Origin of the sequence: Edwardsiella tarda ATCC 15947 = NBRC 105688 (assembly GCF_003113495.2) — a bacterium.
In the GTDB taxonomy this organism is placed as follows: Bacteria; Pseudomonadota; Gammaproteobacteria; order Enterobacterales; family Enterobacteriaceae; genus Edwardsiella; species Edwardsiella tarda.
The window spans coordinates 1,479,227-1,495,941 of the sequence record NZ_CP084506.1; the positions used below are offsets into that span (position 1 = coordinate 1,479,227).

At 61.5% G+C, this 16,715-nt stretch carries 14 protein-coding genes, 1 pseudogene and 1 riboswitch; of the genes and pseudogenes, 8 read left to right on the forward strand and 7 right to left on the reverse strand.

Translation table 11 applies throughout. The features are described 5' to 3' along the window. Nucleotides 1-156: 156 nt before the first annotated feature. The 7 genes from DCL27_RS06860 to DCL27_RS06890 all read right to left on the reverse strand — a co-directional run bounded on the left by DCL27_RS06860 (nucleotide 157) and on the right by DCL27_RS06890 (nucleotide 8,661). Complete coding sequence (locus DCL27_RS06860) at nucleotides 157-2,124, reverse strand: TonB-dependent receptor plug domain-containing protein (RefSeq protein WP_035597660.1); 1,968 nt, start codon at nucleotides 2,122-2,124, stop codon at nucleotides 157-159. A 69-nt stretch (nucleotides 2,125-2,193) separates the two neighbouring features. Further along, nucleotides 2,194-3,000: a class I SAM-dependent methyltransferase gene (locus DCL27_RS06865; protein ID WP_035597662.1), complete on the reverse strand. Its 807-nt coding sequence runs from the start codon at nucleotides 2,998-3,000 to the stop codon at nucleotides 2,194-2,196. Beyond that, on the reverse strand, nucleotides 3,000-3,767 hold the full coding sequence (locus tag DCL27_RS06870; RefSeq protein WP_035597664.1) for an ABC transporter ATP-binding protein: 768 nt from the start codon (nucleotides 3,765-3,767) through the stop codon (nucleotides 3,000-3,002). The genes DCL27_RS06865 and DCL27_RS06870 overlap by 1 nt, the downstream gene beginning before the upstream one ends. Next, nucleotides 3,764-4,756 carry a FecCD family ABC transporter permease gene (locus tag DCL27_RS06875; RefSeq protein ID WP_035597666.1) on the reverse strand — a complete coding sequence of 331 codons (993 nt, stop codon included), beginning with the start codon at nucleotides 4,754-4,756 and terminating at the stop codon, nucleotides 3,764-3,766. Before DCL27_RS06875 ends, DCL27_RS06870 begins: the two co-directional genes overlap by 4 nt. Then, on the reverse strand, nucleotides 4,753-5,787 hold the full coding sequence (locus tag DCL27_RS06880; RefSeq protein ID WP_035597668.1) for an ABC transporter substrate-binding protein: 1,035 nt from the start codon (nucleotides 5,785-5,787) through the stop codon (nucleotides 4,753-4,755). Before DCL27_RS06880 ends, DCL27_RS06875 begins: the two co-directional genes overlap by 4 nt. Before the next feature lie 544 nt (nucleotides 5,788-6,331). After that, nucleotides 6,332-6,925, reverse strand: coding sequence for a hypothetical protein (locus DCL27_RS06885; RefSeq protein ID WP_035597671.1), 594 nt, complete (start codon nucleotides 6,923-6,925; stop codon nucleotides 6,332-6,334). A gap of 869 nt (nucleotides 6,926-7,794) precedes the next feature. Beyond that, entirely contained in the window at nucleotides 7,795-8,661 is an 867-nt protein-coding gene (locus DCL27_RS06890) for a GHMP family kinase ATP-binding protein (protein ID WP_005293955.1), read from the reverse strand. Between the two features lie 676 nt (nucleotides 8,662-9,337). Next, nucleotides 9,338-9,514, forward strand: a riboswitch (cobalamin riboswitch). 95 nt (nucleotides 9,515-9,609) lie between these two features. Here DCL27_RS06890 and DCL27_RS06895 point away from each other — a divergent pair. From DCL27_RS06895 to cbiG, 8 genes and pseudogenes are all read left to right on the forward strand, one after another. After that, nucleotides 9,610-10,989 (forward strand): cobyrinate a,c-diamide synthase, encoded by a 1,380-nt coding sequence (locus DCL27_RS06895; protein WP_035597673.1) that lies wholly within the window; start codon nucleotides 9,610-9,612, stop codon nucleotides 10,987-10,989. Next, nucleotides 10,986-11,945 (forward strand): adenosylcobinamide-phosphate synthase CbiB, encoded by a 960-nt coding sequence (gene cbiB / locus DCL27_RS06900; protein ID WP_035597677.1) that lies wholly within the window; start codon nucleotides 10,986-10,988, stop codon nucleotides 11,943-11,945. Before DCL27_RS06895 ends, cbiB begins: the two co-directional genes overlap by 4 nt. A 10-nt stretch (nucleotides 11,946-11,955) precedes the next feature. Beyond that, complete coding sequence (locus tag DCL27_RS06905) at nucleotides 11,956-12,594, forward strand: cobalt-precorrin-8 methylmutase (protein ID WP_035597680.1); 639 nt, start codon at nucleotides 11,956-11,958, stop codon at nucleotides 12,592-12,594. Next, nucleotides 12,591-13,731, forward strand: a pseudogene (gene cbiD / locus DCL27_RS06910) (cobalt-precorrin-5B (C(1))-methyltransferase CbiD). Before DCL27_RS06905 ends, cbiD begins: the two are co-directional and overlap by 4 nt. Then, a complete protein-coding gene (locus DCL27_RS06915) occupies nucleotides 13,725-14,330 on the forward strand; it encodes a cobalt-precorrin-7 (C(5))-methyltransferase (RefSeq protein WP_005293967.1) in 606 nt (201 codons plus the stop codon). The pseudogene cbiD and the gene DCL27_RS06915 overlap by 7 nt, the downstream one beginning before the upstream one ends. Further along, the gene (locus tag DCL27_RS06920) at nucleotides 14,320-14,889 is read left to right on the forward strand and encodes a decarboxylating cobalt-precorrin-6B (C(15))-methyltransferase (protein WP_035597683.1); all 570 of its coding nucleotides are present in this window, start codon (nucleotides 14,320-14,322) and stop codon (nucleotides 14,887-14,889) included. The genes DCL27_RS06915 and DCL27_RS06920 overlap by 11 nt, the downstream gene beginning before the upstream one ends. Continuing rightward, nucleotides 14,882-15,655, forward strand: coding sequence for a cobalt-precorrin-4 methyltransferase (locus DCL27_RS06925; protein ID WP_035597688.1), 774 nt, complete (start codon nucleotides 14,882-14,884; stop codon nucleotides 15,653-15,655). Before DCL27_RS06920 ends, DCL27_RS06925 begins: the two co-directional genes overlap by 8 nt. Next, on the forward strand, nucleotides 15,636-16,691 hold the full coding sequence (cbiG, locus tag DCL27_RS06930) for a cobalt-precorrin 5A hydrolase (protein WP_035597690.1): 1,056 nt from the start codon (nucleotides 15,636-15,638) through the stop codon (nucleotides 16,689-16,691). The genes DCL27_RS06925 and cbiG overlap by 20 nt, the downstream gene beginning before the upstream one ends. The last annotated feature ends 24 nt before the right edge of the window (nucleotides 16,692-16,715 follow it).

The following is a 16,715-nucleotide window of genomic DNA, read 5'->3' on the forward strand; positions in this document are numbered from 1 at the left end:
GTAAGGCCTGTGTAGTAAGCGGGCAATGAGGGCGGTTTTGTTGCTCAATGCACCGCTGTCGTATCTCAAGGGGGCTCCGCCCACGCTACCCCCTCCCGCTATGCTTTCTCCCCACTCGAGGTGGTGCTCGCCCCCGAGCAGGGGGTTATGACGTAATTAAAAGGTATAGGCGATGCCCGTCCAGTAGTTACGCCCCTCCTCGATAAATCCCTCGCTATAGTAGTACTGGGTGTCGAACAGGTTGTTTACCGAGGCATTCACGCTGAAGCCATGGCCCAGTTCAAACTCGGCGCGTAGGTGGGTGAGGGCAAAACCGGGCGCTTTCTGTTGGCCGCTGCTGTCGCTGTAGCTGGCGGAGCGTGCCTCTTCGGAGAGGGTCAGGGTCAGCTCGGGCAGGGGCTTGACGCTGATCCAACTGACCAGGGTCTGTGTGGGCAGCTGTGTGATTTTGTCGTTCGACAGATCGCGGGGGGAGGCATGGATCAGGCTATATTTGAGGCCGATATCGCTCATCTCGCTGATCTGGCCCTGCAGGCTGAGATCTACGCCGAGGTAGTCGACGCGCCCGCTGTTGCGGTTCTGGATGAGATCGGCGCTGAGGTTATGGGACAGGATGGCATCGGAGACACGGTTGTAGTAGGCGCTGGCCTCGTAGCGCCAGTCACGGCTGAGACGGCCGTTATAGGTGAGGTCGATGCTGCGCGCCCGCTCGGGTTTCAGGCCGGGATTCACCAGGGCTATCTGGTTACGCGACGGCTTGGAGGTGGTGTAGCGCTCCTTCAGGGTCGGGAAGCGTGAGCGATCCGCGTAGCTCAGGCTTAGCGTGTCCGCGTTATCGAGGGTGTATTTCCCCATGATCTCCCAGTTAAAGGCGCGTTGGTGGTTGGCATCGTAATAGGTAATGTCGCCTTTTTTCTCATACTTCATACCTTGTAGGCTATCGCGCCAGTCATAGCTGGCGCCGGCCACCACGTCCAGATCCTCCAGCAGGCTCCACTGGTACTCGGTTGCCAGCGACCAGGTCCGATCCTTGTACCGATCATAGGGGGCATCGGGTGCGCCCTTTTCGCGATGGACATCCTGCTTCCAGTTGAGGGCAAAAGAGAGCAGATCGCTTTGGCGCAGATCGATGGCGAGTTGAAGCCCGGCGCCATTGCTGTAATCGTCGTAATGGCTATAGTTGCCGCTGCGCTGTTGGAGATCCTTCAGGCTGTTATACATCATCAGGGTGTTTTTAAAGTTATCGCGGTAGAGCCGGCTTTTTAGGGTGTACCCCTCGGCTAACTGGGTCGTGCCCTGGTAGTAATAGCTCTCTTTGTCATATTGCGGCCACTGCCAATAACGCGACTTTTGTGAGCCGGATCCGCTATAGGGCGGGTTGTTCTTTTCCCCCTCTTGGTGAATATAGGTCAGGGTGTAGTTGTCGGTGCCACGCGGGGTGAAGCCGAGCTTGAGGATGGCTTGGCGGTCATCGGCGGCGGAGTTGATCATGCGGCCGTTGCCGCCAGCCGTCGTGTTGTCGTAGCCGTGCGGTAACCCCAAAAAGCGCTGTTTGAGCTGGCTGCCGGTGATCTGGAAATAGCCGAGGTCGTTCTTGGCCGCCAGGGAGGCGTGGGCATCATAGGCATTGTCCGCGCCTCGGCTCCAGCCTTGGCGGTAGCCGACATCGGCCTGTAACGGCTTCTCCGGTTTACGGCTGGTGATGTTGATGGCGCCCCCCATTTGATTAGGGCCTTGTAGGAGTGAGCTATACCCTTTGGAGACCTCCAGTGCGCTGATGTTACTGGTGAGAAAACGCCCCAGATCGAGGTTGCCATCGTAGGGGACATAGATCGGCACGCCATCGAAGAAGAGCGGTACCTGGCGGCTGTTAAAGCCGCGCACATTGACCGACAGTTCGTTGCGATTCCCCGATTTTTGCAGCACGACGCCGGGGATCAGCGCCAAGGCCTTGGCCACATCCTGCTTATCTAGGGTCTGGATGGTGTCATGGTTCACGATGCTGGGGGAGGCGGCCAATGGGCTGGCCCAGACGGTCAGCGAATCGTCCGGCGCCTGAGCGAGTGCGGGGTGGACAAGGGGCAACGTTAACGCTGCGCAGAGGTATTTTTTTTGTAATTTCATGATCTCATTCCGCTGAGTTAGAACGTGGGTAAGTCGAGAGGTAACCGCGCCCGGCGCACCGCTGGGCTCTTAGTCGTGGTCGACCTCCCAGGAGAGCAGTGCCCAGTCGCGCGGCCCACAGCACGCATCGAGCGCGGGAGTGTGCGGCTGCTGGCGGTACCACTCGGCCAGGCGCACCTCCTCCTGCGGGGTGAGTGCGCCGAGCGACCAGGTCACGCTTTGTCTGAGCTGGTCGAGGCTGGCGGGGGCGGCGCGCCGCGGGCCGCGAATAAACGCCACCTGCGCCCGGATTCCCTGTTGGTACAGGAGGTTCAGGGCGTAGATATAGGTGGGCAGCTCGGTGACCTCTCGGCCAATGGCTCGCTGGATCTGGGGAGCGATGAAGCTGGGCGTGACCAGATGGGTGGTATAGACACGTAGCTTGGCCTGGCGATCGAGCTTGAGTAATGCCGGGCCGAGGTCGGCGGGGAGGGTAGAGCGCGAGGCGACGGCGATATCGCAGCGGGGAAGATCGGACCAGTCATCCTCCCAGGCGCGCTGTAGCCAGACGCTGTTACGGATCGCGGCCTGTTGGGCCCGCCGGGCGGCGACCTCCAGCATCCCGTGGCTGTAATCGACGCCATACACCCGCGTGAGGCGCGGCGCCAAGGCGAGAGCGAGGCTACCGGGCCCGCACCCCATATCGAACAGGGTCGAGGCCGCGCGCAGATCGATATGGGCGATCAGTTGGCACAGGTAATCATCCGTCTCATGGGTGGGGAGATCGCTCAGCCGCGCGGCCCGCTGGTCCCACTGGGCGACCGTTTTTTCACTGTGCCGCGCCAGCGCCATCTGTTGGCGATAAAGTTCTGAAAAATCAATTTCATTGATAAGCATTATGTCGATGACTCCCGCGGATAGCCCAGATGATGATGAATTTGTTCGACGCTCACCCGGTATAGCGCGGCGAGCCGCTCACTGCTCAACTGGCTGGACGGATCGCCCTGGGTGACCCGGCCATCCGGCTCGATACGCACCACGCTGTCGGCCAGGGCGCGCGCATGTAAGGGATGATGGGTCGCCATCAACAGCGTCATGCCGTCGCGCCGTAAGCGGCTGAGCGTATCCAGTAGGTTGATCTGATGGCCGAAGTCGAGGCTAGAGGCCGGCTCATCCATCAGTAGCAGGCGTGGGCGTTGGGCCAGCGCGCGCGCGATGAGCACCAGTTGGCGCTCTCCACCGCTGAGTTCGCGCCAGCTGCGTTCAGCGAGGTGGACGATCCCCATGGCGTCGAGCTGGGCCAGCGCCTGTGCGCGTTCGCGCGGGCCGGGCACGGCGAAGGGGGGCAGATGCGGGGTGATCCCCATCATCACCATGTCGAGCACGCGAAAGGCGAAGGCCCCCTCGTGCGCCTGGGGGACCCAGGCGATCAGCCGGGCGCGCTCACGATGGGAGAGGCGTTGCAACGGGATGCCGTCCAGTCGGACGCGCCCCTTCAGTAGTGGCAATATCCCGAGGAGGCTGCGCATCAGGGTGGTCTTCCCGCTACCGTTGGCCCCCAGCAAACAGCAGAGCGAACCCGCCGGTAGGGAAAAGGAGACCTCGCGTAGCAGCGGGCGTCGGTGGTAGCCAAGCGTGGCTTGTTCCAGGGCGAGCAGGGTCATGGTCGCCTCCCGCGCAGGAGCAGGGCAAGGAAGAACGGCGCACCGATAAAGGCCGTCAGGATCCCCAGCGGGATCTCGCTGCTACTCAGGGTACGGGCGAGTGTATCGGTGGTCAGCAACAGCAGGGCGCCAAGGGCGATACTCAGCGGCAGTAGGCTCTGGTGGTTGTCCCCTACCAACAGGCGCCCGATGTGGGGGATCACTAGACCGATCCAGCCAATGATCCCGGCCACGGAGACGGCGGCGGCGGTCACCAGGGTGGCGCTGACGATGAGGATCAGGCGCAGGCGTTTAACGTTGACGCCCAGCGAGTTAGCCTCATCGTCCGAGAGGGTGAGCAGGTTGATGCGCCAGCGCAACAGCAGCATCGGGACGCAGCCCAGCAGGATCAACGGGGCCATCAACGCCAGATCGGTCGCGCTAATCGTCGCCAGGCTGCCCAGCAACCAGAAGGTGATCGAGGGGAGCTGAGTATAGGGATCGGCGAGGGTTTTAATCAGCGAGATCCCCGCCCCGCACAGGGTACCCAGGGCGATGCCGATCAACACCAGGGTCAACACCGGGTCCAGGCGCTGGGTATAGCGGGCGATGATCAGGACGGTGCTGATCACGGCCAGGCCGCCAGCAAAAGAGCACAGTTGGATCAGGATCATCGGCATACCCAGCAAGATGGCCGCACAGGCGCCTAGGCCCGCTCCGGCGGCCACACCGAGAATATCCGGCGAGACCAGCGGATTGCGGAACATACCCTGATAGACGCAGCCCGCCCCGGCGAGGGCGGCACCGATGAGCAACGCCGCCGCGATGCGAGGCAGGCGGATCCGCCATAGGACGATCTCGGCGCTGAGCGTCGGCGAGGGGTCTCCCTGTTGCAACAGCAGATGCAGGATCTGCCCCATGCTGAGGCGGTAGGCGCCGGAGAACAGGGCGATACCGATGCACAGCAGCGCCAGGCCAAGCAACAACAGCGTATAACGACCTCGCCTCATAGCGGCGCCGTGCGGGTTAACTGCTGATACTGTGCCGCGCTCAGCGTGGTGTGCCAAAACAGTTCGCTATAGTCGTGCATATCTTGGCGGAAGGCGGAACGTACCGCCGGATCGAGCCAGGCGTGTAGACGCCGCAGGCCGAGTAGGCGGTTGAGGCCGGGTGGGGCATCGAGCCAACCGAAGGGTAACCCGCTTAAGAACAGGATGCGCCGCTGGGCGACCGCCTCGACGCCTTGCCAGGCGGGATCGCTCAACAGCGTCTGGTAGGTGACGGCGTCTTGGACCAGCACGATATCTGGCTGCCAAGCCAGCAGGTTTTCCAGCGAAACGGTGGTCAGCCCATGGCGATCAGGTATCTCGACCACGTTACGCAGGCCGAGGAGTTCCGCCGCCTCGGTATGGATCGACCCCTTGAGTCCGGTCTCCAACCCGCGTGGGCCTCGGGCCGCATAGAAACGGATCGCCGCCGCCGGCGTGTCGGCAAAGGTTTGGGCCTGGTCGATAAAACGTTGTGCGAGTGCCGCCTGGCGTTGGGCGCGCGGCGCGGCGCCAAGCAGGGCGCCGGCGTTTAGCAATTGGTGAGGGCTCTGTATCAATCGGCCATCGAACAGCAGCCAAGGGATCTGGGTCTGGGTGCTAATGCGGCGGGCGGCAGAGATCCAGGCGGCATCCATATTGCCGGTATCGACAATCAGATCGGGGTGCAGGGCCACCAGGCGTTCCAGCGAGAGCGAGCTGGCGCGCCCGGCCAGACGGCCATATTTAGGCATCTTGCGAAGAGCTTCGGGCAGGAAACTCGCTGCCTCCTGCCCTAGATCCAAGGAGGAGAACCCCACCATTTTCTCCGGGACTAACGCCATTAACAGCAGATCCGCAGGGGGGCCGGCGCTGACAATCCGCCGGATCCGTTGTGGCGCGGGGAGGTGGCCGACCTGAAATGGCGGCGCACTGGTCTCTGCTCGGCAAAACGCCGTGGGAAATAGCGGGGCGGTAGCGAGCGCCTGTAGTAATACTCGGCGTGAGATCGGCATGGTGGCTTACCTAGAGAGCTATTGCGATAGCGCGCTATATAATCATTTATATATCGATAATAAATTGAGCGGTATCAACATTTGGAAACAAAATGAAATATTAAGAGCGAGTGAGCGGGTGGGGGAGATGGCGATCGTCGGCACGAGGGGAGGTGCATCAAGGCGAGGACGGCGTGATACCCGCGAAACAGACTAAGCGCCCGTCGTGGCGGATGGCGATATAAGGGGACGATTGATCGCGCCCCCTGGGCGATATCGCGCTAGCGTTCATGCCCTATTCCGGAGGCTTATTTGATATAATCCTGATCAATATATATCAATATATTGATACCGCCGCTCACTAGCCGATATGGCATGGCTATTTCCCCTGGCCCGAGCTGTGTAAATAACCGAAGGAAAATACAGCGTTCTTCGTGCAGGGAGTGCGTTGGCTGTAGCGTCTTCTTGCACTACCGGATGAACACGCTTTCCGCGTCGCCCCTGAGTGGGGTGCAGCCAGCACACGGCCAACGTCACGCATTTATCGCCTGTGGCAGCCGCATATTTATTGATGGGTTCGTCGTAGTTGCTGGTGATTCATTATTGTCGCTAGCAGGCATAGCATATAACCAAAAGATTCCACGCCCTCTTCTACGGCATTTTTTACGATGCGAATATAACCATTTAATAGAATATCATGCCATAGACTCCCCATCCCTAATAGACGTGAGAAGAGCAAGATGGTTAGCACGCCACTTACCATAAAGCCATAATAGGATTGTTGAGCATAGCGGTTAATTTGGAATGACACTGTGCGATAATTTTTCACCAGTAAAGATAACGCCAGGAGGACGCAGAGAGCGACTAACCATTGCCAGAGTCCGTCGCAGACGAGATCCAACAGTGCATCTAATTCCCGAATAAACATAGCCAGAAAGGCAAGACCAATCAGCGCGTTACAATAGCGCATCGTACAATATTTTTGTGCGCAGAAAAGATGCATACTGGCGATAAAGCATAAAATCATCTCCTGGCTGATTTCGGTGAGTGAGAGTTCACTGATACCATTAGCCAGCACATGTATGTCGATCCATAGAAAAAGAATCACTACAGCAGATAACATGGCAGAAAAAAACGGCAGTTTTAATTGGTTAAACATAGCAATAGAGTGTTGCGAGTGTTAATAATCACTATTGTGATAAAAGTTGACATGTTCTTTTTAGGCAATCGTGCGCCAGGTGGTTATCGCCTGGGGGGACGATATAACCGGGGGACGCGTCGTGTATGTCAACGCACGTGGCGAGGCCGTAACGATGGGCGGTGTGCTGGCGATTGATTAGGCACAAACGCCATGATTCATCATGATCGGTAGCGTGATAGCCGTTTGGACGTTTATCGGGCTCGGTGGTTGGTGCCATGACTTGATGATAGTTGATAATCTATACACATTGTTTGATTATATGACTTCGAGCCTAATGGGATAGGCTTATAATATGTTAAGGCGACTCACGCATGATTCATTTGGTGAGGCGGTGAGTATCAAAGGAGTCGGCCGACAGGTTTTATTAATTGTTTTATTAACGCCATTCATGTTCTGGTATATAAACTGTTCTCATGTAAATTTCCGCAGATATATGTTCCGTCATAGGCTAGTAAGTCGCTTATTTTTTATTGTCTTAAGACGGCGAGGGGAGTGTCATAGGGCGAAATAGTGGCAGGTAGGTTACTGAGATAAAAATAATGCTGTTGTCGCCGATAAAAGAGGATATTTCTGTTTAAACGCACGACCTCGTCGTTTCTCCATCATGGTAAGTGCGCTGAGGGTTAATGCGCGGGCGGGTTTTAAATAATCTCATGATTATATTTGTAATGGCTCGGTAATATATTCTGATGATGGTTTTGCCGCCACGAGGCGGGGTACAGGAGAGGGGGCGGGAAGGCGCGAAGCGGGGATCGCCGCGCGGGTGAATGGCCCGGCTCACCCCGTCTTGGCGCCTGATGGCGCGCCGACGATCCGTCGGCTGCGTCTCAGCGTAGCCTGACGCCGCCGCTGACCAGTTTGAGCAGGTGCTGCGTAGGCCAGTGGCGTGTCAACCCGTGTCGGGCGAGGTGGTGCTTCAGCGCCTCGACATCATGCCGGCGGCGATCCAGCAACACGCCTACGACGCTGCCACTGTGCGCCACGTTGACGCCATACAGGCCGTACTTCTCCACCATGGCCAGCAGCGCGGGAAACCCCGCCTTTGGCAACAGCCGCTGGCTGGCGATGGCGCTGAGGGTGGTCGCCTCTCCCAGGCGGTAAGGATCGTGGTGCTGGCAGGCCTCTTGCAGCCGCTGCCAGGCGCGTTGCAGCGCTGCCGCCTCCGCCAGTAACGCCTTTTGGCGCGCGCGGCGATGGTAGTCCGCCGTGCGTAAGGTCAGCGGGCTTTCGAGCAGCAACACATCCACTGCGGGCGCGCTGCCGCAGGCTATCTGGGTGGAGGCATCGTTATGATCGAACAGGGTCAGCTGACGAAACAGGGTGCTGTCGGTCGGCTCCAGCGAGACACACAGCGCCGCCAGCGTCGCTTCGTCTAGCCGCCGTCCGAGATGTTGTGCGGCCGCCACGGCGGTGGCGGCGATATCCGCCGTACTGCTGGCCATCCCCTTGGCCAAGGGGATGGTCGAGTGGATCTCGATGCGTAGCGCTTGGCTCATCTGCGCCGGGTAGCCCCAGTGTTGCAGCAGGCGTTCGACCATCCGCCGGGAGAGTGGACGCTCCTGCGCCAGCGGCGCGCCGTCGCAGACCTCGACCGTGCTGTACCAGGCGACGGGACAGGAGACTAACTTCTCACTGCCTAAAATCCAACCCTGAATGAGCTCTCCGCATGATGCGGGGCACTGCGCAACCGCCACCGTATGATCCTCTCTCGCTACAACTCCGCCGCATAGTGTCATGGCGATCGACGGATTACCATATTTTTTAGCGGGTTATGCTCTGGTATGGGGGAGAGCGCGTGAGTGGGTTTTTCCCTCTTTGCCTCCAAGCGATCGGTGTGCCAACGGCGCTATCTATCCAGGGGAACGTGCCGCTTACCGGCGGAGCCATCGGTGTAGGGAGGGGCGTCTGTGACATCAGGGAGCGTATGTAGCCCGCCACCATGTGGATCTGTGTCGTCTATAACGAATGATTATCACTAGGCGATGGCTTGATCCGTCACCCTGTCGACAGCGATGGGGTTGCCCGATGGTGAGTAAGTCGGATAAATAATAGCGTTATTTCATCGGTCGAGCTGACTTGGTTAATGCAATTGATTTATAAAATAAAAATAACAAATACCGATTATCATTTATCGTGTCATAACCATGAAAATGGCCATGGCCATGCTAAATTTTGCCAGTTTTTATTTGTGTGATGAGATACAGTATGCCAGTAATTATTTTGCTTAGGTTGGCTGTGCGGGAATCGACGTCCGTCGCCGCGCGCCGCGCCTAGCCATGACAGGATGATGACGAACACGCTTCGATAATGATGTGCGGCTTCAGGCCGCGTAGCGATATGCCGTCAACTCACTGAGTTGCTCGGCTTTCTATGAAAGAGAGACCGACAGGTTTTGCCATCGTGTATGGCAGGGAAGGGGGTGTGAATCCCCCGCAGCCCCCGCTGCTGTGATGCTGACGACCCCGTAGATACCACTGATCGCAAGATTGGGAAGGACGGGCGAGGAGGACGCTAAGCCAGAAGACCAGCCTGTCGGTGACGATCAACAACTTCGGTGGGAAGTGGGTTGCTCAGATGCACACCGTCGCCAGAGCGCTGGCGTGCGTCGATACATCCCTACCACCCTGAATAGGATCAGGGTCATGACGGCGAAGCCGTATGCGTTTGTGTTGGCTGGCACCGGCAGTGGCTGTGGTAAGACCACGGTGACGCTGGGCCTGCTGAGGGTATTGCAGCAGCGTGGATTACGCGTGCAGCCCTATAAGGTGGGGCCCGACTATCTCGATACTGGCTGGCACACGGCGGTCTGTGGTGTCACCTCCCGCAATCTCGACAGCTTTATGCTGCCGACCCCGACGCTGAATGCGTTATTCAACGAGCAGATGCAGCAGGCCGACGTCGCCGTCATCGAGGGCGTGATGGGGCTGTATGATGGCTATGGCACCGATCCCGCCTATTGCAGTACGGCGGCGATGGCCAAGCAGCTCGGCTGCCCGGTGATCCTGCTGGTGGATGGCAAGGCGGTGTCCACCTCCATCGCCGCGACGGTCATGGGGTTTCAGCACTTTGACCCGAGCCTGAATATCGCCGGGGTGATCGTCAATCGGGTCAACAGCGCGGCGCATTTTGCGTTGCTCAAGACGGCGATCGAACAGTATTGCGCCCTCCCGGTCCTCGGCCATGTGCCCAGCGTCGAGGGCATCTCCCTGCCGGAGCGTCACCTGGGACTGGTGACCGCGCGCGAATCGTTCGTGACGGCGCAACCCTGGCGTGACTTCGCCGCCACGCTCGAACAGACGCTCGATATCGATCGGCTGCTGGCGCTGAGTCCGTTATCCGCGTTGCCCCAGGGGGCCTGGCCGGCGTTGCCCGCCGCCGATGCCGGACGCGGGCTGAGGCTGGCCCTGGCCGATGACGAGGCGTTCAACTTCTATTATCCGGACAATATCCTGCTGCTCGAACGCTGCGGCGTCGAGATCGTGCGCTTTAGCCCACTGCATGATGCCCAGCTGCCCGACTGCCAGATGGTCTGGTTGGGGGGCGGCTACCCGGAGCTGTATGCCCGGGCGCTGGCGGCGAACCAGACCATGCTAAATAGCCTGCGCCAGGCGCACCGGCGCGGCGTGGCGATCTATGCCGAGTGCGGCGGGTTGATGTATCTCGGCGGCACCTTAGAGGACGCGCAGGGCGAGACGCACCGCATGGCCAATATTATTCCCGGTCATAGCAAGATGGGAACACGGCTCACCCGCTTTGGCTATTGTGAGGTGCAGGCGTGCCAGGCGACGCTGCTGGCGGCGCCCGGCGAGGTGCTGCGCGGCCACGAGTTTCACTATTCCGATTTTACTCCGCAGACCCCGGCGCTGCTGGCGTGCCGCAAGGTGTGCGATGGCCAAACGCGTCAGACCTGGTCGGGGGGCTGGCAGGTGGGCAGCGCCTTTGCCAGCTATCTGCACCTCCACTTCGCCCAGCGGCCGCTGATGCTTACGCATTGGCTGGCGGCGGCAAGGAGGGCGCAATGACGTTGTTAACCTGGTGTGTCGCCTGGCTCATCGACTGCCTGATCGGCGATCCCGCGCACTGGCCGCATCCGGTACGCTGGATCGGCGGTGGGATCAACCTGGTGCAACGCCAGGTACGGCGCTACTGCCACAGTGACCGGGCGCTGCGTATCGGCGGTGGGGTGATGTGGCTGTTGGTGGTAGGCGTGACCTGGGGCGTGGCCTGGGGAGGATTAACCCTGGCGCGGGCCATCCATCCTTGGTTGGGCTGGATCGTCGAGGTGTGGATGATCTTTACCGTGCTGGCGGGGCGTTGTCTGGCGGAGGCGGCGCGTGCGGTGGCACGGCCGTTACAGGCGGGGCGGCTTCAGGAGAGTCGTGAGAAGCTGGCCTGGATCGTGGGGCGTGACACCCGCCAGCTGCAACCCGAGCAGATCAATCGCGCGGTGGTCGAGACCGTCGCAGAGAACACGGTGGATGGCGTCATCGCGCCGTTGTTCTTCCTATTGCTGGGTGGCGCCCCGTTGGCGATGGCCTACAAGGCGGTCAATACCCTCGACTCGATGGTGGGTTACAAGCAGGAAAAATACCGGGCGATCGGCATGGTCAGCGCCCGCCTGGATGATGTAGCGAACGCCATCCCGGCACGGTTAAGCTGGTTGTTGCTGAGTCTCGCGGCGGGCATATGCCGCGACGATTTCATCGGTGCGCTACGCATCGGCTGGCGCGATCGCTATCAGCATAGCAGCCCCAACTGCGCCTGGGCGGAGGCGACCGTGGCCGGTGCATTGGGCATCCGTCTCGGTGGCCCCAACGATTACTTTGGTGAGCGGGTCGAGAAGCCCTGGATCGGCGACGCGCTGCGCCCGATCGCCGTCGCCGATATCTCCCGTACGATTCGACTGATGTGGGTCGCCTCGACCCTGGCGCTGCTGCTGTTTATCGCCGCGCGCTGGCTGGTCGTCGGCGCGGCCTGAGGAGCAGGACATGCACTACATCCAACAACCCCAGGCGATCGAAAGCAAGAGCTTCGCCATCATCGACGAGATCATCCGGGAGACGCGGCCGAGTTACCGCTTCGCCAGCCCGCTGCATGAGGCGATTATCAAGCGGGTGATCCACACGACCGCCGACTTCGATTGGCTGGATATTCTCTGGTTTTCTCCGGATGCGCTGGCGCGTCTCACCGCGGTGTTGAGCCGGCCGTCGATCCTCTATACCGACACCACCATGGCGCTCTCTGGCATCAACAAGACCCTGCTGGCCCACTTCGGCGGCGAGTGCCGTTGCTATATCCGTGATGCGCGGGTGATGGCGCAGGCACAGGCGCAGGGGATCACGCGCTCCATGGCGGCGGTGGATGTCGCACTGACGGAGGCGGAAGGCGAGGCGTCGCTGTTCGTCTTCGGTAACGCGCCGACGGCGCTGTTCCGTCTGTTAGAGCACGGCGCTACGGTCGGCGGTGTGATCGGGGTCCCGGTGGGTTTCGTCGGGGCGGCGGAGTCGAAGACGGCGCTGACGCATAGCGCCTTGCCCGCCATCGCCGCGCTTGGGCGTAAAGGGGGCAGCAATGTGGCGGCGGCGATCGTCAACGCGATACTTTACCACCTGCGGGAGGCCGGATGAGCGATCCCACATTTAGCGCCCCGGTATGGCACCACGGCAAGGCCTTGCGTAAGGGGTATACCACCGGCTCCTGCGCGACGGCGGCGGCCAAGGTCGCCGCGCTGATGGTGCTGCGCCAGCATCTGATCCACCAGGTCTCCATCGTGACGCCGAGCGGCGTCACCCTATGCCTGAATGTCGAGTCACCGCATATCGCGGGGCAACAGGCCCTCGCCGCGATTCGTAAAGATGGCGGCGACGATATCGACGCGACGCACGGCATGCTGATCTTCGCGCGGGTGACGCTCGACGACAGCGGCGAGATCCGCCTGCGCGGCGGCGAGGGGGTGGGGACCGTGACGCGGAAAGGCATCGGCCTGCCGATCGGCAGCGCGGCGATCAATCGAACGCCGCGCCAGACCATTGAGGCGGCGGTACGCGAGGCGATCGGGCCGGCGCGCGGCGCCGAGGTCGAAATCTTCGCCCCCGAGGGGGCGGTCCGCGCGCAGCAGACCTATAACGCCCGTCTCGGCATCGTGGGGGGGGATCTCGATCATCGGCACCACGGGTATCGTGACGCCGATGTCGGAGGAGAGCTGGAAACGCTCCCTGGCGTTGGAGTTAGAGATGAAGCGGGCCGCCGGGCTGACGCGCGTGGTGTTGGTGCCGGGTAATCACGGCGAGCGTTTCGCCTGCGCCCATCTGGGCATCGATGCCGAGGCGGTGGTCACCATGAGTAACTTCGTCGGTTATATGATCGAAGAGGCGGTCCGCTTGGGCTTTCAGCAGATCGTGTTGGTCGGCCATCCCGGCAAGCTGATCAAGGTCGCCGCCGGCATCTTTCACACCCACAGTCATATCGCCGATGCCCGCATGGAGACGCTGGTCGCGCATCTGGCGCTGCTCGGCGCCCCGTCGGCGCTGCTGAAAGCGGTCAGTGAGTGCGACACCACCGAGGCCGCGCTGGAGCCGATCGCGGCCTACGGTTTTCAGGCGATTTATGATCACCTGGCCGCGCGTATCTGCCAGCGTGTCCACGAGCGGCTGCGTTTTACCCGCCAGCCCTTGATCTGTGATGCCATCCTGTTCTCCTTCGATAACCAGGTGTTGGGTAGCAATCGCCCACTGGCCGCGATCGCCGAGGCGCTGCAATGTTAACGGTGGTGGGAATGGGACCGGCCGGGGGAGAGCTGATGACGCCCGCGGCGCGTGCAGCGATCGCGTGCGCCGAGATCCTGGTGGGGGGGCGGCGTCATCTGCAACAGTTTCCCGACTTTGCCGGAGAGACCTTCGTCCTGGGGGCCAATATTGCCGAGCTCCTGTGCTGGCTAGAGGCACAACAGGGGCGGCGGGTGGTGATCCTGGCCTCGGGGGACCCGCTGTTTTACGGCATCGGCACGCGACTCTTGGCGCATTTCGGCCGTGAGCGGGTGTGCATCATCCCCGGTATCAGCGCGCCGCAATACTTGTGCGCTCAGGCGGGGATCGCGATGAACGAGATGTGGCTTACCAGTAGCCACGGGCGGGCGCTCGACTTTGATGCGCTGGCGCGCCATAGCAAGGTGGCGCTGGTCACGGATGCGCGCTGCGGCCCGCGTGAGATCGCCGCGCAGCTGGTGGCGCGTGGCCAGGGGCAGCGCTGGATGGTGGTGGGGGAGAATCTGGCGATGGAGAACGAGCGCATTCACTGGCTGCGCGCCAGTGAGGTCGATGGCGAGTATGACATGAATACGGTGGTGATCCTCGATGAAAGATGAGTGTTTCTTACGCGGCGAGACGGTACCGATGACCAAGGAGGCGGTGCGTGCCGTGGTGCTGGCGAAGCTGGAGCTGCACCGCGCCCATCACCTGATCGATGTCGGAGCCGGCAGCGGGAGCGTCTCGATCGAGGCGGCGCTACAGTGCCCGTCCCTGCGGGTGACGGCGATCGAGAAGGCGCCGGCGGCGCTGCGCCTGCTGGCCGACAATCGGCAGCAGTTCGCCTGCCATAACATGACGATCCTGGCAGGAACGGCGCCGTTGGCCGGGGTCGCGCCGGCCGACGCCCTGTTCATCGGTGGTAGCGGTGGCCGATTGACGGCGCTGATCGACTGGTCCCTGGCACAGCTTCGCCCCGGCGGTCGGCTGGTGATGACCTTTATCCTGCAGGAGAACCTGCACGAGGCGTTGACCCACCTGCGGCGTTGCGACGTCGCGGCGCTCGATTGCCTACACCTGCAGATCGCCACCCTGAGCGCGCTCGGGAGCGGCCACTACTTCAAACCGAATAATCCCGTCTTTGTCCTCGCCTGCCAGAAGGAGCAGCAGCATGTCTGAACGTTTCGATCCCCAGTGTGTGTGGTTTGTCGGCGCCGGACCGGGCGACCGAGAGCTGATCACCCTCAAGGGTTACCGCTTGTTGCAGCAGGCACAGTTGGTCATCTACGCCGGTTCGCTGATTAACCCGGCGTTGCTGGATTACTGTTCGCCCGAGACCGAGTGTCACGACAGCGCGACGCTGCATCTGACGCAGATCCTCGACCTGATGGAGGCCGGGGTGAAGGCGGGCAAGACCGTGGTGCGTCTGCAGACCGGCGACGTCTCGCTCTATGGCTCGGTTCGCGAGCAGGGCGAGGAACTGACGAAACGCGGCATCGCCTGGCGGGTGGTGCCGGGCGTCAGCGCCTTCCTCGGCGCGGCGGCCGAGCTTGGCGTGGAGTACACCGTGCCGCAGCTCTCCCAGAGCCTGATCATCACCCGCCTCGCCGGGCGTACCCCGGTACCGGAGGGGGAGCAACTGGAGGCGCTGGCCAGCCATCGAAGCTCGATGGCGATCTATCTCTCGGTTCAGCGTATTCAGCGGGTCGTCGAACGGCTGATCGCTGGCGGCTATGCTCCCCAGACACCGGCGGCGGTGATCTATAAGGCCACCTGGCCGGAGAGCCGGACCGTGCGCGGCACCCTAGCGGACATCGCGCAGCAGGTGCAGGCCGCCGGCATCCGCAAGACGGCGTTGATCCTGGTCGGGGACTTCCTGGGCGATGAGTATCACTACTCCCGACTCTATGCGGCGGACTTTAGCCATGAATACCGTCAAGCCTGAATCCATCGCCTTGTTTTGTCTCACCCCCGGCGGCGTAGCGTTGGCGAAACGGCTGGCGGCGCAGCTACCGATCAGCTGCTTTACCAGTGACGCGCTGTTGGCGCCGGGATTTCTGCCGTGCGAGGGCGGCTTCGCCCAGGCGGTGCGTACGGCCTTCGCCCACTACTCGGCGCTGATTTTCATCGGCGCGACCGGCATCGCCGTGCGCGTGTTGGCCCCCTGCCTGCAAGACAAGCTATGCGATCCGGCGGTGGTGGTGATCGACGAGCGTGGCCAACATGTCATCAGCCTACTCTCCGGCCATGCCGGCGGCGCGAACGCGCTGACGCGCTATCTGGCGGGACGACTGGGCGCCGACGCGGTGATCACCACCGCCACGGATGTCAACGAGCTGGCGGCGTTGGATTCGCTGGCCATCCAGTTGCATGCCCGGATGCACGACTTTCGCGCGGCGGTCAAGCGGGTCAACCAGATGCTGGTGAGTCAACAGCGGGTGGGGCTATGGGCGGATAGCGTCTGGGCGGAGGCCCTCAGCCAGTGTGATCTGCGCGGGTTTATCCGCGTGGACGATCTACAGCGGCTTCCGCCCTTGGATGGCCTGGTTTGCGTCACGTGGCGAGACACGCTGCCGCCTGTGGCGCTGCCGCACTGGAAGCTGGTGCCCCAGCGGGTGGTGGCGGGCATCGGTTGTCGACGCAACACGTCCTTTGCCTTGCTGGCGAGCTTGCTGGCGCGCCAACTGGCGGCGCAGGGTATCGATCCGTTGGCGCTGACGGCGATCGGCAGCGTGATGCAGAAGCGAGATGAGGCGGGGCTATGTCAACTGGCGGCCCATTGGCGGGTGCCCTTTACCCCGTTTACGGTCGAGGCGCTGCGCGCGCATGAGCATCGTTTTCCCGCCTCGGCATTCGTCCGCCGTACGCTAGGCGTCGGTAGCGTCTCGGCGCCGGCCGCCTGGTTGTTGAGCCAGGGACACTTATTGGGTGACACCCTGCGTGAGCAGGGCGTCACCATCACGTTGGGAGTGACACAGTGACATTAACCGTAATCGGGATCGGTC